We start from the raw sequence: 22,278 nt of genomic DNA, 5'->3' as shown, positions 1-22,278 counted from the left end.
ACAGGTTCCCGCCAGAAGACGTGCGCATTGATACATTGCCGCGCGGTCAAATGCAAAATTGAAACGCACCCGCAGCGAGAGGCTGGCGGTAGAACGGGACCAAGTTGCCTTCGTCGTCAATAAGGTGGTCTCGCCGTTATGGGTGGGACCGCCGGACGCAATAATAACCGGCGGCCCCGTGCCGCGTCATTAAAATCGTGGCCGGAAGTGCGGCTTCGCGGACCACCTGCGCGACAATATGACCGTAGCGGTCTTTGCGCAGCCGGCAACGTGATCCCGATCTTAACCTCACCAATCAAGGTTACTTTGTCGTGAAGGAAGGTCAGTCCTGAGTGAGGTCAGTCCTTGGCTTTTTTGTCCTTCTTGTCTTTGTCCTTTCCGTCCTCGGGCTTCTTTTCTTTCTTGTTCTCTTTTCTGCGGTTGGTGAAGCGCGCGTTGCCGAGGCCGGTGCCGATGGTCAGGACGCCCCAGCGGCTGGCATCCTGCATGTAAGGCATTTCGCTCAGGCCCTGCGCCACGCCGTCGTTATGCATGAGCACGGTGGTATCGTGACCGCCGATCTCCGGGATGGCTTCGATCAGTGACTTCGGCAGATTGAATCTGCTGCTCTCCCAGTTGCCGGGAAGGTTCTGCGCGCCTTTCTTGATTGATCCGTCCTCCTCGATCACGCCCGGACAGGAAATGCCGATGAAGGGCGCGAGCTTCAGTCCCTGCTTTTCCGTCTGTGAAACGAGATCCTTCAGCATTTTCACGAGCTTCTTCACCGCGCCCTCGCGGGTCGGCTCGTCATCGGCGTGGCGCCACAGTTCAGATCTCCAAACCCCGGCCCTGGAAAGGTCGGCGGCCTTCTTCCATTTGGTCTCGACCACACCGCAGCGGATATTGGTGCCGCCGATGTCAACCGCCAGAATGCTGTCAAACGCCTCGAAAATCCAGGAAGGCGCAAGATGGAGGCAGCCGATCAATCCCGCTTCGTCGGGATCGAAGCGGATCGGCACCAGGTGGACTTTGTGGCCCTCGTTCTTCAATAACAGGTCGGCACGGGCGATCGCGATCTCGCCGACGCGGCTCTTGCGGAAGCCGCCGCCGACCACGATGCATTCGGTGTCGGCCCAGGCTTTGGTTTTAAGGAAGCGCCCGGTCACATAAGCCAGTTCCTGCGCGAATTCCTCGATGGCGCCATGCACAAGGGCGGAAGCCTCGATATCCTCTCCGACCAGCGCCTCGTCGAGCGAGCCTTTAGCGATCGCCTCGGATGGCGCCTTGCCGAGCGGGTCCTCGCCATTTTTTTTAAACGGCTTGCGGAGGTCGTCAAGAATCCTGCGGAACGCGCCCTTGCAGGCGCGGTCGCCGAGGAAACCATCATCGTCCTTCAACTCGATATTGTAGTTGTCGATGTCCACCGACGGAAGCCGGAGAACGCCGTGCTTGCCGATGCCCGAAGTTGTCAGAACGTCTTCCGCCATGTCGTATGGTGCCCCTTGCCCGTTTGATCCAGCCTGCAACAACTGCGAGGGAACCCATTGGTTTCATGACCGGGCGACTGGCCAGCCGCAAGCGAGGACCCTCCGGGCGGCGTCCATCGGGAAGCGCGGAAAGTTGCTGCCGTTAGCGCCAATATTGCGCGATACTGCTATGCGATTTCCTTGACTCGCAGCGTTGGCGGGCTATAAGTCCCGCGACCGGCGCGGGGTTTACCCAGCGCCGCTCGTTTTTGTGTGACCGGATGGTCAATCCCCCGGCTACGTCGAAAACCATCGAGCATGATCAGGCAAAGCGGCGTTCGTCCGGTTTGCCGTAGGATCAAAAATGCTCCTGTCCAACGACTGAACAAAAAGCCGGCCCGGAATCTTCCGAGGCCGGGATCGAACACGAAGGAATAAAACGATGTTCGCAGTCATCAAAACCGGCGGCCGGCAGTACCGTGTCGTTCCGGATGATGTCCTTGAGATTGGCAAGATCGCCGGCGAGGTCGGAACGATCGTGCAGCTTGGCGAGGTTCTGGTGCTGGGCGGCGACACGCCGGTGCTTGGCGCGCCCACGGTGGCGGGCGCCTCGGTCGCGGCGGAAGTGCTGCAGCACAAGCGTGGCCCCAAGGTGATCGCGTTCAAGAAGCGCCGCCGCAAGCACTCCAAGCGCAAGCGGGGTTATCGCGACGAGATCACCGTGCTGCGCGTCACCGAGGTCCTGGCTGACGGGAAGAGCCCGACAATCGGGCCGCGCCCGAAGAAGGAAAAGGCCGTCGAGCCCGCGGAAGGGGCGAGTGGCGGCAAGCCCAAGAGGGCCGCGAGGAAAGCCGCCAAGACGGCGGAAGACGCGGATTAAGAGCAATTAAAAATCCCCGTGAGAGAAAATGAATGATTCTGTCACGGAAATGATCTAGAGATTCGGACGAGTTTGGAGACGGGCGATGGCTCACAAAAAGGCAGGCGGTTCCTCGCGGAACGGGCGCGATTCGCATGGGAAGCGCCTTGGCATCAAGGCTTTCGGCGGCGAACATGTGATTCCCGGCAACATCATCGCCCGCCAGCGTGGAACCACCTGGCACCCGGGTCTGAACGTCGGTATGGGCACGGACCATACCCTGTTCGCCAAGGTCGAAGGTCACGTCGCGTTTCGCGTAAAAACCGGCGGCCGGACTTTCGTGTCGGTGCTCCCGATGACGGAAGCCGCGGCCGAGTAGACGGTGGATGACGTTGCGTCCGCCGGTCCCTGTTGAACCGGTGGAGCATCGATGGCTCCAAGGGGAGGCGGGAAACCGGCCTCCTTTTTCATTTTGCGCTCGCATGGGACTTGCGTGCGCGACACGGAGCCGACCATGCTGCAGGACATGCCGATATCCACGCCCTTGCTGCGAGATCGGCGGTCGTTTGCGCTTGAGACTGAGCGGTTGACATTGCGCAGGCCAACCCATGCGGATGTCAGAGCCATCACCGCGCTCGCCAACGACCGACGCATCGCGGAGATGACGCGCTGCCTGCCACATCCCTACACGCCGGATGACGCAGTTCAATTCGTCGAAGCCGTCGCGGGCGATAGTCGTGAGATGGTGTTTCTGGTCGAGCACAATCATGTGCCGGTCGGAGTAGCTGGCGTTGACTGGAGAAAACCCGACGCGCCCGAGCTGGGTTATTGGTTCGGCGTTGATCATTGGGGCCGGGGCTTCGCCACCGAGGCCGTGCGCGCGGTCATCGATTACGCTTTCGAGGAGTGTGACGTCGATCGCATGGTCTCCGGCGCGCGCGTGATCAATCCGGCCTCGCGCAACGTGCTTGAGAAGTGCGGTTTCCAATGGACCGGCGTCGAACTGCACCGGATCAGGGCGCTCGGCTCATCCACGCCGGTCGATCGTTTCCGCCTGTCGCGTGGCGTGTGGTCGTCGCTGAAGCGTTGGAACAGCGCCGCGCGCCGTGAGCCGTGCATCTGAAATCTTTTGTGGCGGGCATGCTGTCGTCCTGCCGGAGCCGGAGGTTGGAGCCTTTCCGTTCTGAACGGAATCGGAAAGCGCTGACGGATGCATGATGCATGGCCGTTGCCTCCCCGGCTTCCCTATCCTACCTATCGGTCATGAAATTTCTCGATGAAGCCAAGGTTTATATCCGTTCCGGCGATGGTGGTAACGGCTGCGTGGCTTTCCGCCGCGAGAAGTTCATCGAGTTCGGAGGCCCCTCGGGCGGCAATGGCGGCCGCGGCGGCGATGTCATCGTCGAGGTCGCCGACGGCCTCAACACCCTGATCGACTATCGCTACCAGCAGCACTTCAAGGCTCCGAAGGGCGCTAACGGCATGGGCTCGGACCGCCACGGCGCGAACGGCAAGGCCATCGTGCTCAAGGTGCCGCTTGGCACCCAGATCATCGACGAGGATCGCGAAACCCTGATCCACGACTTCACCCGCGTCGGCGAGCGCCTTGTGCTGGCCGAAGGCGGCAATGGCGGGTTCGGCAACGCGCACTTCAAGTCGTCGACCAATCGGGCTCCGCGCCGCGCCAATCCCGGCCAGCCGGGCGAGGAACGCTGGATCTGGCTGCGGTTGAAGCTGATTGCCGATGCCGGTCTGGTCGGCCTGCCCAATGCAGGCAAGTCGACGTTTCTCTCCAAGGTGAGTGCGGCGAAGCCGAAGATCGCCGACTATCCATTTACCACGCTGCACCCGCAGCTCGGCGTCGTGAGAGTGCAGGATCGTGAATTCGTTCTGGCGGATATTCCCGGGTTGATCGAGGGCGCGCATGAGGGCGCGGGACTGGGCGATCGTTTCCTCGGGCATGTCGAGCGCTGCCGCGTGCTGCTGCATCTGGTGGATGCCGGCTGCGATCATGCCGGCCGCGCCTACAAGATCGTGCGCGGAGAAATGGAAGCCTACGCCGGAGCGCTTGCCGAGAAGGTCGAGATCGTGGCGCTCAACAAGATCGACGCGGTCACGGCCGAGGATCTGAAGAAGCAACGCGACCGCCTCAAGCGCGCCGCGAAAAAAACGCCGCTGCTGGTCTCGGGCGTCACGGGCGAGGGCGTGCAGGATGTGCTGCGCGCGCTGGTCGAGGTCATCGGGCAGGCGCCGGTCTCGGACAAGGCCAGGGGCGCGGATGCTTCGGCTGCGCAGGCGATGGAAACGCCGGTCGCCCGGGCCAAGCCGTGGTCCCCCTGAGCTACGCGACGGTGAGCGCATACCCCCTGTAGAGTGGATACCGGTTTTGCGATCGAATGATTTCGATCGGCATTCCGCTTTCCTGTCCGCTGCTTTCATGTGATGAAAGCGGCGCTTTCGTTTCGATTGACCGTCGAATGCCATGACCCGCCCGCATCTCAAGAAATTTCGTCGTATCGTCGTCAAGGTCGGCTCGTCGCTGCTGATCGATTCCGCCGCGGGCAAGGTGCGAGGGGAATGGCTGTCTGCGCTGGCCGCCGATATCGCAGGGCTTCACGGCGACGGCTGCGACGTGCTGGTGGTCTCGTCCGGCGCGGTCGCGCTCGGCCGCAGCAAGCTCAAATTGCCGCGCGGCCCGCTGAAGCTGGAGGAGAGTCAGGCGGCCGCCGCCGTCGGACAGATCGCGCTGGCCCGGATATGGTCGAAAGTGCTGGCCGATCACGGTATCGGCGCGGGGCAGATCCTGGTGACATGGCAGGACACCGAGGAACGCCGCCGCTATCTCAATGCGCGCTCGACCATCGCGAAGCTGCTCGAATGGCGCGCGGTCCCGGTCATCAACGAAAACGATACGGTCGCCACCAACGAAATCCGCTACGGCGACAATGACCGGCTTGCCGCGCGGGTCGCCACCATGGCGAGCGCCGATCTGCTGATTCTGTTGTCGGATATCGACGGGCTCTATGACGCGCCGCCTCATCTCAATCCGGAAGCAAAACTGATCCCGGTGGTGAAGAGGGTCACGGCGGACATCGAGGCGATGGCCGGCAGCGCCGCATCCGAACTGTCGCGCGGCGGAATGCGGACCAAGATCGAGGCAGCGAAGATCGCGACGACCGCGGGAACGCACATGCTGATCGCCTCCGGCACGATCGAGCATCCGCTGCGGGCCATCATGGATGCAGGTCCCTGCACATGGTTTCTGACGCCGGCCAATCCGGTCACGGCGCGCAAGCGTTGGATCGCCGGTTCGCTGGAGCCTAGGGGAACGCTCAAGATCGATGCCGGCGCGGTCGCGGCGCTGCGCGCCGGCAAGAGCCTGCTTCCGGCGGGCGTGACCCGGATCGACGGGCATTTCGCGCGGGGCGACGCCGTCATCGTGCGCGGTCCGAACGGGCATGAGATCGGCCGCGGCCTCGTCGCCTACGACGCCGCCGACGCCGACAGGATCAAGGGGCGTTCGTCTTCCGATGCAGCCCAGCTTCTTGGGGTTCGCGGCCGCGTCGAAATGATTCATCGCGACGACCTCGTGGTCGGCTCGCCTGGTGAGGCGGGTTAGCCAGAGAGTGCTCCGGGCTTTATAGCGTTTTCGAGCGAAGCATGTCCCCGGGACTGCACGCCTCGCCGGCCACGGATTTCTATGCTAGAGCATTTTCGCTTCTGATTGGATCAGAGCAAAGCTTGAGATTGTTGTTCTGAAGCGTTTTCTTCATGCGAACCGGTATCCGTCCCCCCGGGTCAGGCCAGGGGATATGCTTCGCTCGAAAACGCTATAGAACATGACCTACGAGAATAGAACTGCCGGACTGTTACCCGAATGACTGCTTCTTTGAAGGCGATCGATGCCTCGGCCGATCTTCCGGTCTTGATGAGCGACCTTGCGACCGGGGCGCGTACTGCCGCGCGAGCGCTAGGCCTTGCTCCAACGGCGCAGAAGAACGAGGCGCTCGATGCGATGGAGCGTGCGATCCGAAGGAATGCGGCTGCGATTCTCGCGGCCAATGCGGAAGACGTCGCTGATGCGCGCGCCGGCGGCGCCACTGCTGCTTTTCTCGACCGCCTTACGCTGACGCAGGCGCGCGTGGAGGCGATGGCCGACGGCGTGAAGGTGGTCCGCCAGATCGACGATCCCGTGGGGCGCGTCACAGAGCGCTGGCAGCGGCCCAACGGCATGACCATCGAGCGCGTGCGGGTGCCGCTCGGAGTGGTCGCCGTGATCTTCGAGAGCCGTCCCAATGTCTGCGCCGACGCCGGCGTGCTCTGTCTCAAATCCGGCAACGCCGTGATCCTGCGCGGCGGCTCGGAAAGCTTTCGCTCATGCCGCGCGATTCATGAGTGTCTGGTGGAGGGATTGCGCGAGGTGCGATTGCCGGAAGCGGCGATCACGCTGGTGCCGACGCGCGACCGCGCCGCGGTCGGGCTACTCCTGAGCGGGATGAATGGCGGCATCGACGTGATCGTGCCGCGCGGTGGCAGAAGCCTTGTCGCGCGTGTCGAGGCCGAGGCGCGCGTGCCGGTGTTCGCGCATCTTGAAGGCGTCAATCATGTCTATGTCGATGGCGCCGCCGATATCGCCATGGCGAAGGCGATCGTGCTCAACTCGAAAATGCGCCGACCCGGCGTTTGCGGGGCTGCCGAAACGCTGCTGGTCGATCGCGCGGGCGCGCGGGATATTCTGAAGCCGCTGGTCGAAACGCTGATCGAGGCCGGTTGCGAGGTGCGCGGCGATTCCGACGTGCAGGGCGTCGATCCGCGGGTCAGGGCCGCGGCCGACAGCGACTGGGACACCGAATACGGGGACGCGATCATTTCTGCGCGCGTGGTCGATGGTTGCGGCGGCGCGATTAATCATATCCAGCATCACGGCTCGCGCCATACGGATGCGATCGTGACCGAGGATCCCGAAACGGCGGCCCGGTTTCTCAACGAGGTCGATTCGGCGATCGTGCTGCACAATGCGTCGACGCAATTCGCCGACGGTGGGGAGTTCGGCTTCGGGGCTGAAATCGGCATTGCCACGGGCAAGTTCCACGCGCGCGGGCCGGTTGGCGCCGAGCAGCTGACGAGTTTCAAATATCGCGTCCATGGTGACGGGCAGGTGCGCCCGTGAGCGCGCCCGGATCATCCTGCGGGTGGCGCGGGGATTGATTTGGGGTCGCGTTCCGTCGTCTCACGCGCCATCCCGCTTCATTCCGATGGCATGCGTATCGGCCTGCTTGGCGGCTCGTTCAACCCGCCTCACGCCGCGCATCGCGCCGTCAGCCTGTATGCCCTGAAGCGGCTGGAACTCGACCGGGTCTGGTGGCTCGTTTCACCCGCCAACCCGCTCAAGGATGCGCGGGCGCTCCGCGCTCTCGGTGACCGCGCCGCCGCGGCGGCTGCCGTGGCGAACGATCCGCGCATCGACATCAGTTGTCTCGAAGCCGTCATCGGAACGCGCTACACCATCGACACCATAACCTATCTGCGACGCAGGTGCGCGAACGTGCGCTTCGTATGGATCATGGGCGCCGATAATCTGGAGCAGTTTCACCGCTGGGAAAACTGGCGGCGGATCGCCGCCGCGGCGCCGATCGCGGTGGTCGATCGCCCGCCGCACAGTTTCCGGGCTCTTGCAGCGCCCGCCGCGCAGGCGCTCGCACGATGGCGTTTGCCGGAAGCGAGGGCCGACCGGTTGGCCACGCACCGCCTGCCTGCCTGGGTTTTCCTCACCGGAATGAAATCGCGGTTGTCTTCGACCGGGCTGCGGAACCGGGATGGAACATGGATCGACGGCGACCTGAAAACCTGAAGGCGTTCTCACTGGAATCTTGAAACCTTCTCCCCTACATGCGTATTATAGATCATCGGGCGCTGGGGTTCGGCGTCGGTACCGTGAAAGGAAATGGTCCCTGACCGCACCTGTATTGTCCAGGCCTGCTTCATCCGCCTCGCTCGGATCGTCGACGCCGAAGCGAACGGCGGCCAAGACCGACAGGCCTGAAACCCGAACGTCTTTGGTGGCTCCCGTCCATTCGGAGGCGCAGCCCGACGTTGAACAAACCCTCAAGCTGATCCTTTCACGCCTTGAGGATATGAAGGCGGAAGATGTCGTTACCATCGATCTGCGCGGCCGGTCGGCTGTTTCGGATTACATGGTGATCGTCACTGGCCGGTCGAACCGCCATGTCGGCGCGATCGCCGAAACCGTGGCCAGGAGCCTCAAGGATATCGGGGTCAAGAAAATCCGTATCGAGGGCATGCCCAATTGCGACTGGGTGCTGATCGATTCCGGAGATGTGGTCGTACACGTCTTCAGGCCGGAGGTTCGTGAGTTCTACAATCTGGAGAGGTTGTGGATACAGAACACGGCGACGGCGAAGACGGTCTGAATCGTCCGCCGCTGGGTTTCAATTATTTCATGTCAGCGTGCGCAGATGCGACTCGTCGTCATTGCCGTGGGGCGTCTGAAGCAGGGGCCTGAGCGGGAGCTTGCCGATCGCTATCGCGGACGCTTCGCGGATATCGGGCGCAATCTTGGCTTTCGCGGCCTGGATGTCCATGAAGTCGCGGAAAGCCGCGCCCGTGATGCCGGGCAACGCATTCGCGAAGAGGCGGCGGCCATTCTTGCGCTGGCACCCGGAGAAATGATGGTGGCGCTGGACGAAAATGGCAAAAGTATCGGCAGCGCCGCATTTGCGGAACAGATCGGCCGCTGGAGGGATGAGTCGGTGGCGGACGCGGTTTTCATCATCGGCGGCGCGGACGGACTTTCGCCTGAATTACGGCGCAGGGCTAGGTTGAGCGTTGCATTCGGCGCGGCCACATGGCCGCATCAGATGGTGCGTGTCATGCTGCTGGAGCAGATCTACCGGGCCGCGACCATTCTGGCCGGTCATCCTTATCACCGTGGTTAGCGTGCAATGCTGAACGCGCTGGCGCGACCGGATTGATATCGTGCGAACATACGAGCGCCGATCACCTGAACTGGAGTTGATCCGGAGCCTGCGCTTGCTGTCCACGGAGGCAAGGGGCAGACAGTCGCCGCCTGCTTCGATGCTTGTGATCTCGGCCTGTCTGCTTGCGGGGTTTTCTTCCGCGGTGTCGTCGGCCGTGATGGCGCAGGCCGGAACACAAGCGCCGGCAACTCCTTCGGCGGACGACATCAAGCAGCGCGAGCGGGAGCTGGAAGCGATACGGGCGCAGCAAAAGAACGCGGTTGAACTGCAGGAGCGGCTGAAAGTCGATATTGCGGCGATCGGTCGAAACCGCGCCAAGCTCAATCAGCAGCTGATCGATGTCGCCGCCCGAATTCGTGACATAGAGACCAACATCGCGGAGGCCGAAGCGCGCCTGCTGCCGCTCGGCGCGCGCGAACAGGAAATCCGGGACTCGCTGGATTCGCGGCGATCGGAGATCATGGAAGTTCTCGCCGCGCTCCAGCGCGCCGGCCGCCGCACGCCGCCCGCTTTGCTGGTGCGGCCGGAGGATGCCTTGCAATCGTTGCGTACCGCGATCCTGCTCGGCTCCGTGGTGCCCGAGATGCGTGTGCGCGCGGAAAAGCTGGTGGCTGATCTCGATGAACTTGTCGGCCTCCGGACATCAATCGCCGCCGAGCGGGATCGGATGGCGGCCGATCGCGACAGCATCAAGGACGAACAGACCCGCCTTGCGACGCTGGTGGACGAACGGCAGCGGCAGCAAAGCGGCATTGAAAAAAACATGGCCGCGGAGGCGGCGCGCGCGATCGAGCTGTCGCGCCAGGTCGATACCCTGCAAGGGCTGATCGCGAAGCTGGAGCAGGATCTGAAGAGCGCGGCCAAGGCAGCAGCCACGGCCAGCCGGCAAGGCGTTCCGGGGGCGCCGAACGGCAAGCCGAATCTGGGCGCCCTCAAGGATCCTGGCCGGCTCAGTCCGGCTGTGGCCTTTGCGTCGGCCAAGGGCTTGCTGGCGCTTCCGGTCAATGGCACCAGGATTCGTGACTTCGGCGGTTCCGACGGTGCCGGCGGCATCGAAAAAGGCGTTTCCCTGGCCGCCCGTCCGGGAGCTCAGGTGACGACGCCGTGCGACGGCTGGGTGGTTTATGCCGGGCCGTTCCGCAGCTATGGACAACTCTTGATCCTCAATGCCGGGGGCGGGTATCATGTGCTGATCGCCGGCATGGAGCGTATTTCGGTTAACATCGGCCAGTTCGTGTTGACCGGAGAGCCGGTAGCGACGATGGGATCGACCTCCCGTGTCGCCTCGATTCTCGCGGCAAACGCTAGCCAGCCCGTTCTCTACATTGAGTTCCGTAAGGACGGCACTCCCATTGATCCAGGCCCGTGGTGGGCCGCTAACAGAGGCCAAAAGGTTCGCGGATGATGCGCAAGGTTTCCCTTATTGTTCTCAGCGCTGCCGCGGGTGCCGCGTTGACGCTGTTCGTGACGCAGCCGCGATCCGTGCTGATGGGATCGAGCGCGCGCGCCGCGACGTCGGATACCTATCGCCAGCTCAACCTGTTCGGCGACGTGTTCGAGCGTGTCCGCACCGATTACGTCGAAAAACCCGATGACAGCAAGCTGGTCGAATCAGCCATCAGCGGCATGCTCACGGGTCTCGATCCGCATTCGAGCTACATGGATGCCAAGAGCTTCCGCGACATGCAGGTGCAGACCCGCGGTGAATTCGGCGGTCTCGGCATCGAGGTGACGATGGAGGATGGCCTGGTCAAGGTGGTCTCGCCGATCGACGACACGCCGGCATCGAAGGCCGGAATCCTCGCGAACGACATCATCACCAATCTTGACGACGAGGCGGTGCAGGGCCTGACCCTCAACCAGGCCGTCGACAAGATGCGCGGCCCGATCGGCACCAAGATCAAGCTGAAGATCATCCGCAAGGGACAGGATAACCCGATCGACGTGACGCTGGTGCGCGACAACATTCGTGTTCGTTCGGTTCGTTCGCGGACGGAGTCCGATGACATCGCCTATATCCGCATCACGACGTTCAATGAGCAGACAACAGAGGGACTCAAGAAGTCGGTTTCCGACCTCCAGAGCCAGATCGGTGACAAGCTCAAGGGGTATATCATCGATCTGCGGAACAATCCCGGCGGGTTGCTCGAGGAAGCCGTGACCGTCTCGGATGCCTTCCTCGATCGGGGCGAGATCGTGTCGACGCGCGGGCGCAACGCTGAGGAAACCCAGCGGCGCAGCGCGCATCCGGGCGACCTCGCCAAGGGCAAGCCTGTGATCATTCTGGTCAACGGCGGATCGGCATCCGCGTCCGAAATCGTCGCTGGCGCGTTGCAGGACCACAAGCGGGCGACCCTGATCGGGACCCGCTCGTTCGGTAAGGGCTCGGTGCAGACCATCATTCCGCTCGGCTCCGGCAATGGCGCGCTCCGGCTGACGACCGCGCGCTATTATACGCCCTCGGGCCGTTCGATTCAGGCCAAGGGCATCGTTCCGGATATCGAGGTGCTTCAGGATGTGCCCGATGAACTGAAGTCACGGACCGACACCAAAGGCGAGGCTTCGCTGCGGGGACACCTGCGAAACGGTAATGACGAGAAGACAGGCTCGCAGTCCTACGTTCCGCCGGACGCCAAGAACGACAAGGCTCTCAAGATGGCCGAAGACCTTCTGCGCGGTGTCAAGATCAACGCCTCTTCGCCACCCGCGAGCAATAAAGCGGCGATTGAAAAGCCCGCGAACAAGGCGGCGAACTGATCCTTTGACGGGTGCGGTGTTTCGGAGTCGGGCGGCCTTTGGGCCGCCCGATTCGTTTCCGTGCTGGTTTACTGCAAGTCGCCTGATCTCGCATTGCCGCATTTTGCAAGCGCCCATGGTATCCTCGCGTGGGGATGATTCGAGGGGGCCATGACCGATACGACGGACGATCTCAGCACGCCGCTGGGACAGAACCCCACGCCCAGGCGTCGCTTACGGCTTCCTTTCTCGCTACCTCAGGCCATGGGATTTTTGTTGGGATTGATCCTCGTCGTCTTCCTGGGTTTTGTTTTCTTCAATCACGATCCTCTCGGCGGTGAACCTAAGGCGCGGGTGGCGATCCGCCAAGCTCCGGTCAGCGACGACAAGCCCGCGGCCATCCGACCGCCACCGCAGCAGCCGGACAGCGCCGCCGTCACCGCTCCATCTGCCAACGGGCAGAAGACCATCACCATCATCGACGGATCCAGCGGATCGCGTCAGGATGTCGTGGTTTCCGGTCCCGGTCCTGATGCTGCCGACGCCGGGTCAGTGAAGGCGGCAGTGGGGGGCGATCAGCGTCTGTTGGAGAAGTCGCGCCATGGAATGATTCCCGTTGCCGCCGCCGACGGGCTGAAACCTTTCAAGGCTTATGCGGCGGGTACCGAGGCGGATCGCGCGAAGGCTGCGAAGATGCCGGTGGTCGCCATCGTGGTCGGCGGTCTCGGCGTCGGTGCGACGAAAACCACCGATGCGATTATGAAACTGCCGCCAGCCGTGTCTCTCGCGTTTACACCCTATGGCTCCGATCCGGGCAGACTGGTGGCACAGGCGCGCGCGCAGCGCCACGAGGTACTGTTGCAGGTTCCTATGGAGCCCTATGATTATCCCGACAACGATCCCGGACCGCAGACCCTGCTGACGACACTTGGCGCCGAGCAGAATATCGATCGCCTGCACTGGCAACTGAGCCGCTTTCAAGGCTATGTCGGTCTGACCAACTTCATGGGTGCGCGTTTTGTCGCTGCGGCTGCGGTCATGCAGCCATTCATTCGCGAGACGGCCAGACGTGGTCTCGGATACCTCGACGACGGCGCCGCGCCCTTGAGCGTCGCGGGTCAGCTTGCGGAAGGGCAGGCCATGCCGTTCGCCAGGGCCGACCTGATTGTTGACGCCGTTCCGACCTCGGTGGAGATCGACAAGGCGCTCGCAAGGCTTGAAGACCTGGCCATGAAACGAGGCGCCGCCATAGGCATGACATCGGCGCTTCCGGTATCCGTCGACCGAATTGGCGTCTGGATCAAGAGCCTCGAAAGCCGTGGCGTGATGCTTGTGCCATTGACAACCGCGATGCTGAAATCAAAATCGAACTAGAGCGCCAGATTGTTGGACGCGTTTTCTTCACGCCGACCGGTATCCAATTCGCTTGAAAACGCTATAAGATCAGCACTCGTATCCGTCCCGTTCTCAGAGCGGTGGAGGCGCACGGGGCATTGATGGAATGACACGTTACGACGATCTACCCTATCGCACTTGCGTCGGCATGATGCTGATCAACGAGCGGGGGCTGGTTTTCGTCGGTCGCCGCGCGGGCGTTGAGCAGGTCGATGACAGCTACGTCTGGCAGATGCCGCAAGGCGGCGTCGATCCCGGCGAGGATACGTGGCTTGCAGCGAAACGCGAACTCTATGAAGAGACCAGCGTTCGTTCGATCGAGAAGCTTGCCGAAATGCCGGATTGGCTGACCTACGATATTCCACGTGTCGTGGCCGGCCGGGCGTGGAAGGGCCGATATCGCGGTCAGCGCCAGAAGTGGTATGCGGTGCGCTTCATGGGCGAGGACAGCGAGATCAACATCGCTAACCCCGGCGACGGTCACAAGCCCGAATTCACGGCATGGCGCTGGGAGCCGATGCAGAATCTGACCGGGTTGATCATCCCGTTCAAGCGTCCGGTCTATGAGCGCGTGGTCAAGGAATTCGGGAGTCTTGCAGGCGCTCAAGCCCGGACATAACCCCCGGATGTTCGGCGCCTCGCATCAGTCCACCACGATCTTGACCCGGTTGCCGACCTTGACCTGGGCGCGTGGATCGAGCCCGTTGAGGACGCGAAAGCGCTCGGCCGGATGATCGACGCCCGCCATGCGGTGCGACAGTGATTCCACGGTATCGCCCGGTTGCACGGTGATCGCCTTGATTCGCAGTGGTCGCGCGGCTTGAATCTCGTCGAGTGTCAGGCGGCGGAAGGAAGCGACCGTTTCGCGCGCGTTGCGTTCGCTTTCCGTTGTCTTGTGACGGGCGGCGAAGATGAAGCGGTAAACGTCGCTGCCGAAGCGCAAGGCATAGACGCGGAACTGCCATTCCTCCCCGCTGGCGACCGCCGATGCCGCGGGAAAGCCGTTGATGGTCAGTTCCTCGGTCGACGCCTTGTTGACGTTCTCCATCCATCCCGAGTTGAGGTACTCGGTGAGCTTCTGCTCCGCTGGCACACGGACTACATCGAAGCGCATGGCCTGACTGCCGCCCTCGCGAATGCCGATGACCGCCTGAGCCGTGTTATCCAGCGTAAAGCCTTCCGGCGCCTGGAAGGTGAAGCCCAGTTTGGGATGCAGGAAACGCCGGCTCCGCACGAATCCCTCACTCGGATCCTCGCCGTAGACGATGTTGTCGATCGCGTGGAGATAGGTCTCTCGGTCCCGTTCGCCCTGCGCGGGAGCACTGTACTGGCGAGCGTTGGCCTGCGCATTCTGGACGCGCTCCGGCGTTGCGGGATGCGACGACAGGAAGTCCTGCGAGCGGGGGTCCAGCGACGGCTTCCCGGCCTTGAGCGCCGCATTGCGCTCCATCGCAGCAAGGAAGCGGGCCGCGCCATAAGGATCGAAATGGGCGCGCGCCGAGATCCCGACGCCGATCCCGTCCGCCTCGAATTCCTGGGCACGTGAAAAGCTCGCCAGCGTCAGTTTGGACTTGGCGAGCGCCAAGGCCGTCAGATCCGGGTCGGTTCCCATCTCGGTCACGACATGGCTGACGAGGGCGGCCTGCCGTGCCTGGTCCTCGCGGATTGTCGCGTGCTTGGCAAGAACATGCGCCATTTCGTGCGACAGCACCGAGGATAGTTCCGATGTATCGTTTGCCAATGCGATCAGGCCGCGTGTCACGTAAAGCTGGCCGGTCGGCAGCGCGAAGGCGTTCACCGCGCCTGAATTGAGGATCGTCACCTTGTAGGTGAGGTCGGGCCGCTCCGACACCGCCACCAGCCGCTCGACCGTCCGGTTGATCAGCGCTTCAAGTTTGGGATCGTCATACGAGCCCCCATAAGAGGCGAGGATGCGCTTGTGCTCGTGTTCTGACTTCGGGGTAGGGGCCACTGCCCGCGCGGGCTTTACCGATTTGGCGGATGAAGGGGAGGCGGTCTGGAACCGGGTCATATCGCCGCATCCGCCGAGGGCGAGCGTCGCGCAGAGCAGCACGACAGGCGCCGCCAAAAAGCGGCTCGCTCCTGTCCCGCGCCATACTGGGCTCGCCGTCATGGCCGCAACGTTCTCCCTCGGACCGGAAATTCTATTTCAGTATTCCCGATCTGTTCAGTAAAACTCGACGGCAAAATGCCGACACTCCACCGCCGCATCTTACCACGCCAGCGCAGCCCCCGTTCTAAAAGTTGATGCTGGCAGAATACCGTGTCCTTTTCCATTGCGTTTTCGAGCGGAGCGGCTACCGGCTTAGCGCGAATAAAGCGGGTCAAAAACAACAGTCTAGAGCATCGGACCCGAAAGTGGGAACCGGTTTCGGGATAAATCCGATGCTCAATCAATTAACTGGAGCGGCGGCGCTGGTTCCATTTGACCGGCCGCCGCTCTAGAGCATCGCTTCTGATTCAATCCGAAGCGACAATGCTCTAGTCGCCGGCCACTTCGATCTGCCCAACGCGGAGCACCTCGATTCGTGGCCCTCCGCGCCGATCGACCCAGCCGCGGACACGCACTCGCCGATGTTCGAAAGACGTCGGCGCGACACCTGCCGCCTTAAAAGACGGCATTGTGCGTCTTGGAATAGTGGCGGCAAAGTCTCGTGTCCAGCGGGGGCCGAAGTTGAGATACAGGGTTCCGCCGGCCTGCCTGACAGTCCGGACGTGACCTTCCACGATCGCAAACCGCCCGATACGCGTCAAAATCTCCTCCGGGTGTTCGGCGCTTTTGATTACGGACGATTCCGCCCAGATTCCAAGACGGGCCTGCCGTGCCCCCGTCTCAGCCGTAGCGAGTTCCGCCGCGCAACCCTTGTCGGCAACGTCGGCGGAGGCCAGCGCTTCGCCGCGCGCCAGAAGTTCGCTCTGCACCGAACTTGCGGCGTGTTCGAGAAACAGGAAGCTGGATTGCCGGCCATAGCGATCGGGATCACCGTGCTCGCCGCGCAGGATCACATGCTGGCCGATCAGGCTTGCGAGGCTTGAGCGACGATTATCCGAGTCCCGCGCCACCACTTCGACGCCGGCAAGGCGGACCTCGCGGCCATCTTCGAGACGGAGCGTCCGCGCGTCGATGACGGCGCTCACGACGCCTTCACCCTGGACGTCCAATTGGCATCCATCGGCAAGCGCCGATGGAATGGCGAACGATATGACGCAGGGCAGCACAGCGAACAGGAGATTGCGAAGGCAAAGCCGTCGGGCCGTCATCTGACAGCCGCACCGTTCAGAGCCGTCTCCTGAGCCGCCGAGGCCCTCGGAGCATTATCCGAGGGCCAGGTGGGATTATCTTGGTCCGGAAATCGCACCGCGTGCGACCAGCCTGTTCCAGATGAACAGCACCACGACCGCGCCGATGGTCGAGGTGATGAAGCCCGCGCCCTGATCCGGACTGTAATGGCCGATCTGCTGTCCGATGAAAGTGGCGAGAAACGCACCGGCGATGCCCAGTGCCGTGGTGAGAATGAACCCGCTCGGATTGTTCGGGCCGGGCGATAAGAACTTTGCGATAACCCCGGCGACGAAGCCGACAAGAATGATCCAAAGAATGCCGCTCATGATGAAAGTCCTTCCTCAGAAATAGTCGTGGCGCTGAACGCTTCGCGCGATAGGCCGGTCCATGGGGCTGCACCTGCGGTGTGAGCCGCAATCCTAAAGCAATCGCGATAGTTCACTTTCAGTCGGAAGGCGTCCATCGGGCGTCAGATGGTGGACGACCTCGGGCAGATGCTTGCTCAATTCGGTGAGCAGTTGGTCCTGGGACAGCCCGGTCTGCGTTGTCAGCGCTCTGATCTGGTCAGCGCCGAGCGCATCGGCGAGGTCGCGCGGCGCGATCTGCTTGTTTGGTCCAGAACCGACCCAGGAATTCGCCGTCTCGCTATGGCCCTTCTTCTGAAGCTGGTTCAGCAACTCGCCGAGACCGCCGCTCAGAATGCTTCCGGCGGCGCCGCCCGCCAGCAGCCCGCCAAGTCCGCCCTTGAGCAGGTCACTGAGGCCGCCAGTGCTCCCGGGCAATCCGGCGTTGACGGTGCGTCCGGGCATGGGCGGCGGAGGTGCGGTGGTCGCCGGGCTGGTGTCAGGCTGGCTTCCGGTGAGGTGCTTCAGCGCCTTGTAGCCCAGCACGGCGAGGATCGCCAACGTCAGCGGCGACATGCCGCCGCTTTGGCTTTCAGCACTTTGGCTTTCCGCGCTGGGCTGGCTTGGGCCGCGGGGGCCGTTCTGCATTCCGTTGAGGATGTCGAGCAAACCCATGATCGCCTCCTGATGACGCACCAGCCCGCGGCGAAAGATAAGGTCGCCGTAGGAACATCACAAGGCGCTTTTGGCCGGCGGACGCTTTAGCCTTTCTGAATGGTCTTGCCGCGAGCGCGTGTCGGCAAGGGATCCGATCCCGGTTGGAGAGGATCGCGCGACGGCACCAGCCTCTTGAATCCACAATCTGATTCGGATCAGATGCTCAAGGCTTGCCCGAGGCGCCGATGTGCCGGATAAGTGGCAGGGCTTGGCGTTCAGTCCCGGTAGCTCAGCTGGATAGAGCACAGGTTTCCTAAACCTGGGGTCAGGGGTTCGACTCCCTTCCGGGACGCCATACGCTAGAGCATTGTTGCTTCTGATTGAATCAGAAACGAAGCTCTAGATTGTTGTTTTGGCGCGTTTTCTTCACGCGAACCGGTTCCCCCTTCGCTCGAAAACGCTCTACAGCTTCAGAGAAGATTTTTCTTCCCCGGCCTTTTCGGGCAGGGACAGCGTCAGGCGGTGCGGCTGCGGGTGACGGCTTGATACAGCATCCGCGCTCCGGCATCGAGCAGGAAGCCGAGGATGCCGATCATCAGCACCGTGGCCATCAGCTCGGAATAAGCGAGGCGGTCGCGCGTATCCAGAATGAAGTAGCCGAGCCCGGCCGAGACGCCGAGCATCTCGCATGGCACCAGCACGATCCAGACGATGCCGACGGCCAGCCGCAGGCCGGTCAGCACATGGCCGAGAACGCCGGGGAGGATCACGTACCACAGCGTTTCCCAGCGCGTCGCGGCGAGGCTGTCGGCAAGGCTGAGCCAGCTCGGCTGCAGCCGCCGCACGCCTTCGGCGGTGTTGAGCAGAATTGGCCACACCGCGGCGAACGCCAGCATGAAATAGATCGGCTGGTCGCCCACGCCGAACACCATCACCGCGATCGGCATCCACGACAGGGGCGAGATCATGCGCAGGAACTGAAACGCCGGCGAGGTCGCGGTGTTGAGGCGGTTATAGCTGCCGACGGCGAGCCCGACGGGCACGCCGATCAACAACGCGAAAGCGAGGCCGATCAACACCCGGCGCAGACTGACCAGAACATGCACCAGCAGATCCGGCTGTCCCAGCATGGTTACCAGTTCGGGGATGGCCGTGGTCGGCGAGAATTGTCGGATGAATCCCTGTGATGAGGCCAGGACATCGGTGCCGAGCCACCATAGCAACAGCAGCACGATCAGTCCGCCGATGCCGAGCAGGCTGCTTGTCAACGCCGGCAGCGTCAGCCACGGCTTGCGGCCGGCCCGAGCGGCGAAGGTCGCAGGGCCTGGCGGCGCGGAGCCGCTCAGGCTGTCGCCTGGCCAGCTTGTGCTCACGCCGCCACGACCTCGGTACGGGTAAAGGATTCCGGCAGATCGAACGCCGCCATGCCGCCTGCCGCGATCACCGCCTTCTTGACGAAACGATCGTCGACAAGCTCACGGCCGGCCGCCGCCGGATCGAGCTTATCGAGGAACGCGCGGTCGCCCTCGACTAGCGTATCGCGCAGGCGCCGGATCAGTTCCTCGGTGTAGCTCGGATACGGATAGGGCTGAAAATCGATCCGGCGCTCGCGCCAGTCCGGATGAATGATCGCGCCGGCCTTGATGTAGGCGGCATCGTCGGTCTCCGGCGGCGCCAGCACCTTGCTGAGAACCTCGACACTGTGCGGGGTGTACTGGTTGGGATTGTCCTTGGAGAGCAGCGCCGCCGTCTCGGCGCGATGTTCGCGCGTCCAGAGCTGCGCCTTGACCATCGCGTTGACCGCGCGCTGCACCCATTCCGGGCGCTGCTCGATATCGCGTTCATGCATGAACACCAGGCAGCAGGCGTGATCCTTCCAGACATCTCCGGTGAAGCGCAGGATCTTTCCGACGCCAAGCGCCTCACTCGCCGCGTTGAACGGTTCGGCGACGATGTAACCGCTGATCTGCTTCGCGGCGAGCGCAGGCACCATGTCGGCCGGCGCCATGACAACGAGATTGACCTCGTCGGCGGCCGGGGCGCCCGTGCGTTTCGACACCGGCTTCAATCCGTTTTCGCGCAGCAGGATTTGCAGCACCACATTGTGGATCGAGTACCAGAATGGAATGGCGACCGTGGTGCCGCCAAGTTCCCTGACGCTGTTGATGTGCGGCAGAACGCTGAGGCCGGAGCCGCTGGTGTGATTCCAGGCGACCACCTTGGCCGGCGCCTTGCTGCCGAAACGCGCCCATACCGTCATCGGCGACAGCAGATGGACGGCGTTCACCTGCCCGGAGATGAAGGCTTCCAGCACCTGAGCCCAGCTCCGCAGGCGCACCGGCTTTTCGGCCTTGATGCCGGCCTCCTCGAAAAACCCCTTGCCGTGCGCGACCAGGAGCGGCGTCGCGTCGGTGATCGGCAGATAGCCGATGCGCAGCGGCACATCCGCTTCCCTGGCGCGCGCCTCATACGTTTTCAGAAGGGGCAGCGCGCCGCCGGCCGTCAGCAGCGCCGACAGGCGCAGCATCTGACGGCGGGAGACGTCATAACGGGAGAACTCGTCGATCGACATGGCCGGTCCTTTGATTCGTAAATCTGGTCGCGTGGCGCCGGACGCGTGACCGGTTCAGTTGATGCGCCGCAGGGTCGCGCCGCGCAGCCGTGAAAGAATTTCGACGCGGATGGCGCCAAGCTCCGCGATGTAGTCCTCGCGTGGCGTCGGCAGATCGATGCGCCATTCGCCGATGACACGCGCCGGCGTTCCGCCGAGCAGCAGGATGCGATCGGAGACCAACAAAGCCTCATCGATGTCGTGGGTGATCAGGATCGCCGCGGTATGGAAATCGCGAACAACTTTCAGCAACAGATGCTGCATCTCGGTGCGGGTTACTTCATCGAGCGCGCCGAAAGGCTCGTCGAGCAGCAGGATTTCAGGTTTGCGCGCCAGGCATCGCGCCAGCGCGGCGCGCTGCGCCATGCCGCCGGACAGCTGCGCGGGGAAGTAGCGCCGCGCGTGCGTCAGCCCGACTTCACGGATCGCAACATCGACGCGGACCTTGCTTTCCTCCTGCGTCAGGTGCGGTTGATGCTTGAAATTGAGTCCGAATGCGACGTTCTTCTCGAGCGACAGCCATGGCAGCAGGCTCGCGTCCTGGAAGGCGATGGAAACGCGCGGCGGCACGCCCCGCAGCGGCTTGCCGTTCATCGTCACCGTGCCATCGGTCGGCTCTTGCAGTCCGCCGAGCACGCGCAACAGGCTCGATTTGCCGACACCGCTCGGACCGAGCACACTGACGGTCTCGCCGGCATCCAGCTCGAAGTCGAACGCCTCGACGACCGGTTTCAGTTGGCCGGGGTAATGCAGCACAACGCCGGCGGCTTCAAGAACGGCGACTTGGCGATCCGATGCCGGTGAGATGGTTTGTGCGAGTGCGGTCATGCTGTCGCGCCGATCGCCGCGGGCAGTTCCTGAACGCGGAGCGCGAGCTTCAGTTGTATGAGGCTGGGCGTGAGCACCGGAATGAAAGCCGCTTCGCGCAGCCGGCGCTGGAAGCCCGCGCCGGGCTGGGACAGATAGGCCCGGCCGCCGGAGGCCGACAGTTCGAACTGCACGGCCTGCACCGCGATCTCGGCGAGGCGGATGCGCAGGCGGAACAGGCTTGCCGGGTGCTCGACGAAGCGACCTCCACCCAGACCCTCAAGCAGCGCTGTTTCGGCGGTCGAGAGTTCGGCGGTGAGCGTAGCGACCGGCTCGCTCAGGATGTCGCGGTCATTGCGGAGTCTGGCGGTTGCTTCCGCGAGCGCGCGGCGCGCCAGGCCGATCGACAGCGCGGACTGCATCGCCAGAAAAGCGGGTCTCACCTTCGGAAGCCACTCGGCCGCATGATGATGGATGATGCGATCCTCGCCAATCTGCACGCCGTCGATCTTGAGCGCCGCCGTGTTTGATCCGCGCATTGCCATCAGATCGAGGTCGGACGAGCGTTCGAGGCCGGAATCGTCGGAGGCCAGCGCGGCGATAAAGGCAGGCGCGCCATCCGCGCCCTTGACAGCCATCGCGACGTCGAAACCTGTCGCGGGAAGGTTGGTCACCCACGGTAGATAACCGTCGAGCTGCAACGCTGTGCCGCTGCGCCGGGACTGCACCGACAGTTCCTCGATACCTGAGAGGAATTTCATCGCGTTGGACAGGCCGGTGGCGCCGCCGCGCCGGCCGTCGAGAAGATCCGGCAGCAGCCTCTCGCGCAAAGCGGCGTTGGGGCTTTGCAGCAGATATTCGATGAACGTGCGATGGCCCCAGAACACGAAGCCCGCGGTCAGCGAGCGGGTCGAGGTCTCGGCGATGGCCTTGACCGCATCGCCGACATGGCCGCCGTTGCCGCCCCACTGCACCGGCACGCCGAGGCGAAACAGGCCGGCGTCCGCGAGCTTCGGCAGAACCGATGCGGCCGTATCGGTTGTGGTGTCGAGATGAGAGGCGCTGGCGTCGAGCCAAGCTTCCAGATCGGAGACTGCCAGATCGGAGGTTACATGTGTCATG

The 22,278-nt window shown here is 63.1% G+C and carries 22 protein-coding genes and 1 tRNA gene; 14 read left to right on the top strand and 9 right to left on the bottom strand.

Going from position 1 to position 22,278, the window contains the following annotated elements; translation table 11 throughout:
• Nucleotides 1–338: 338 nt before the first annotated feature.
• On the bottom strand, nt 339–1,466 hold the full coding sequence (locus NWI01_RS03955) for an ROK family protein (protein WP_141382638.1): 1,128 nt from the start codon (nt 1,464–1,466) through the stop codon (nt 339–341).
• Between the two features lie 421 nt (nt 1,467–1,887).
• Between NWI01_RS03955 and rplU the strand changes: the two genes are divergently transcribed.
• The 13 genes from rplU (at nt 1,888) to NWI01_RS03890 (ending at nt 14,052) form a co-directional block, all read left to right on the top strand.
• The gene (gene rplU / locus NWI01_RS03950; RefSeq protein ID WP_141382637.1) at nt 1,888–2,325 is read left to right on the top strand and encodes a 50S ribosomal protein L21; all 438 of its coding nucleotides are present in this window, start codon (nt 1,888–1,890) and stop codon (nt 2,323–2,325) included.
• A gap of 85 nt (nt 2,326–2,410) precedes the next feature.
• Nucleotides 2,411–2,683, top strand: a complete 273-nt coding sequence (gene rpmA / locus NWI01_RS03945) for a 50S ribosomal protein L27 (RefSeq protein ID WP_011313771.1) — start codon at nt 2,411–2,413, stop codon at nt 2,681–2,683.
• A 135-nt stretch (nt 2,684–2,818) separates the two neighbouring features.
• Nucleotides 2,819–3,427, top strand: coding sequence for a GNAT family N-acetyltransferase (locus NWI01_RS03940; RefSeq protein ID WP_141382636.1), 609 nt, complete (start codon nt 2,819–2,821; stop codon nt 3,425–3,427).
• Nucleotides 3,428–3,567: 140 nt separating this feature from the next.
• Nucleotides 3,568–4,644 (top strand): GTPase ObgE, encoded by a 1,077-nt coding sequence (gene obgE / locus NWI01_RS03935; protein ID WP_141382649.1) that lies wholly within the window; start codon nt 3,568–3,570, stop codon nt 4,642–4,644.
• A gap of 142 nt (nt 4,645–4,786) precedes the next feature.
• Nucleotides 4,787–5,923: a glutamate 5-kinase gene (proB, locus tag NWI01_RS03930; RefSeq protein ID WP_141382635.1), complete on the top strand. Its 1,137-nt coding sequence runs from the start codon at nt 4,787–4,789 to the stop codon at nt 5,921–5,923.
• A gap of 258 nt (nt 5,924–6,181) precedes the next feature.
• Entirely contained in the window at nt 6,182–7,474 is a 1,293-nt protein-coding gene (locus tag NWI01_RS03925; RefSeq protein ID WP_141382634.1) for a glutamate-5-semialdehyde dehydrogenase, read from the top strand.
• Nucleotides 7,475–7,513: 39 nt separating this feature from the next.
• Nucleotides 7,514–8,155 (top strand): nicotinate-nucleotide adenylyltransferase, encoded by a 642-nt coding sequence (locus NWI01_RS03920; RefSeq protein WP_141382633.1) that lies wholly within the window; start codon nt 7,514–7,516, stop codon nt 8,153–8,155.
• Between the two features lie 208 nt (nt 8,156–8,363).
• A complete protein-coding gene (gene rsfS, locus NWI01_RS03915; protein WP_141382648.1) occupies nt 8,364–8,735 on the top strand; it encodes a ribosome silencing factor in 372 nt (123 codons plus the stop codon).
• A gap of 45 nt (nt 8,736–8,780) precedes the next feature.
• Entirely contained in the window at nt 8,781–9,260 is a 480-nt protein-coding gene (gene rlmH / locus NWI01_RS03910) for a 23S rRNA (pseudouridine(1915)-N(3))-methyltransferase RlmH (RefSeq protein ID WP_141382632.1), read from the top strand.
• A gap of 139 nt (nt 9,261–9,399) precedes the next feature.
• Nucleotides 9,400–10,707: a murein hydrolase activator EnvC family protein gene (locus NWI01_RS03905; protein ID WP_141382647.1), complete on the top strand. Its 1,308-nt coding sequence runs from the start codon at nt 9,400–9,402 to the stop codon at nt 10,705–10,707.
• Complete coding sequence (locus NWI01_RS03900; RefSeq protein ID WP_141382631.1) at nt 10,704–12,059, top strand: S41 family peptidase; 1,356 nt, start codon at nt 10,704–10,706, stop codon at nt 12,057–12,059. The genes NWI01_RS03905 and NWI01_RS03900 overlap by 4 nt, the downstream gene beginning before the upstream one ends.
• Before the next feature lie 150 nt (nt 12,060–12,209).
• Nucleotides 12,210–13,412, top strand: coding sequence for a divergent polysaccharide deacetylase family protein (locus NWI01_RS03895; protein WP_141382630.1), 1,203 nt, complete (start codon nt 12,210–12,212; stop codon nt 13,410–13,412).
• A 127-nt stretch (nt 13,413–13,539) separates the two neighbouring features.
• A complete protein-coding gene (locus NWI01_RS03890) occupies nt 13,540–14,052 on the top strand; it encodes an RNA pyrophosphohydrolase (RefSeq protein WP_141382629.1) in 513 nt (170 codons plus the stop codon).
• A 24-nt stretch (nt 14,053–14,076) separates the two neighbouring features.
• Here NWI01_RS03890 and NWI01_RS03885 read toward each other — a convergent pair whose 3' ends face one another.
• From NWI01_RS03885 to NWI01_RS03870, 4 genes are all read right to left on the bottom strand, one after another.
• On the bottom strand, nt 14,077–15,567 hold the full coding sequence (locus tag NWI01_RS03885) for a M48 family metalloprotease (protein WP_141382628.1): 1,491 nt from the start codon (nt 15,565–15,567) through the stop codon (nt 14,077–14,079).
• 368 nt (nt 15,568–15,935) lie between these two features.
• Complete coding sequence (locus NWI01_RS03880; protein ID WP_141382627.1) at nt 15,936–16,715, bottom strand: thermonuclease family protein; 780 nt, start codon at nt 16,713–16,715, stop codon at nt 15,936–15,938.
• A 75-nt stretch (nt 16,716–16,790) separates the two neighbouring features.
• Nucleotides 16,791–17,063, bottom strand: a complete 273-nt coding sequence (locus NWI01_RS03875) for a GlsB/YeaQ/YmgE family stress response membrane protein (protein WP_141382626.1) — start codon at nt 17,061–17,063, stop codon at nt 16,791–16,793.
• Between the two features lie 93 nt (nt 17,064–17,156).
• The gene (locus NWI01_RS03870; RefSeq protein ID WP_141382625.1) at nt 17,157–17,756 is read right to left on the bottom strand and encodes a YidB family protein; all 600 of its coding nucleotides are present in this window, start codon (nt 17,754–17,756) and stop codon (nt 17,157–17,159) included.
• 260 nt (nt 17,757–18,016) lie between these two features.
• Between NWI01_RS03870 and NWI01_RS03865 the strand changes: the two genes are divergently transcribed.
• Nucleotides 18,017–18,093 (top strand) — tRNA-Arg (locus NWI01_RS03865).
• A gap of 160 nt (nt 18,094–18,253) precedes the next feature.
• Here the strand turns inward: NWI01_RS03865 and NWI01_RS03860 are convergent.
• The 4 genes from NWI01_RS03860 to NWI01_RS03845 are packed head-to-tail and all read right to left on the bottom strand — an operon-like array spanning nt 18,254 to nt 22,277.
• Nucleotides 18,254–19,111 carry an ABC transporter permease gene (locus NWI01_RS03860; protein WP_244613630.1) on the bottom strand — a complete coding sequence of 286 codons (858 nt, stop codon included), beginning with the start codon at nt 19,109–19,111 and terminating at the stop codon, nt 18,254–18,256.
• Complete coding sequence (locus tag NWI01_RS03855; protein ID WP_141382624.1) at nt 19,108–20,310, bottom strand: ABC transporter substrate-binding protein; 1,203 nt, start codon at nt 20,308–20,310, stop codon at nt 19,108–19,110. The genes NWI01_RS03860 and NWI01_RS03855 overlap by 4 nt, the downstream gene beginning before the upstream one ends.
• Before the next feature lie 54 nt (nt 20,311–20,364).
• Nucleotides 20,365–21,177 carry an ABC transporter ATP-binding protein gene (locus NWI01_RS03850; protein ID WP_141382623.1) on the bottom strand — a complete coding sequence of 271 codons (813 nt, stop codon included), beginning with the start codon at nt 21,175–21,177 and terminating at the stop codon, nt 20,365–20,367.
• A complete protein-coding gene (locus NWI01_RS03845; protein WP_181410357.1) occupies nt 21,174–22,277 on the bottom strand; it encodes an acyl-CoA dehydrogenase family protein in 1,104 nt (367 codons plus the stop codon). The genes NWI01_RS03850 and NWI01_RS03845 overlap by 4 nt, the downstream gene beginning before the upstream one ends.
• Between the last annotated feature and the right edge of the window lies 1 nt (nt 22,278).

The organism is Nitrobacter winogradskyi, assembly GCF_006539545.1.
Taxonomy (GTDB): Bacteria; Pseudomonadota; Alphaproteobacteria; order Rhizobiales; family Xanthobacteraceae; genus Nitrobacter; species Nitrobacter winogradskyi_A.
The sequence above is the reverse complement of the archived record's forward strand: the minus strand, read 5'-3'. Positions and strand labels throughout refer to the sequence as shown.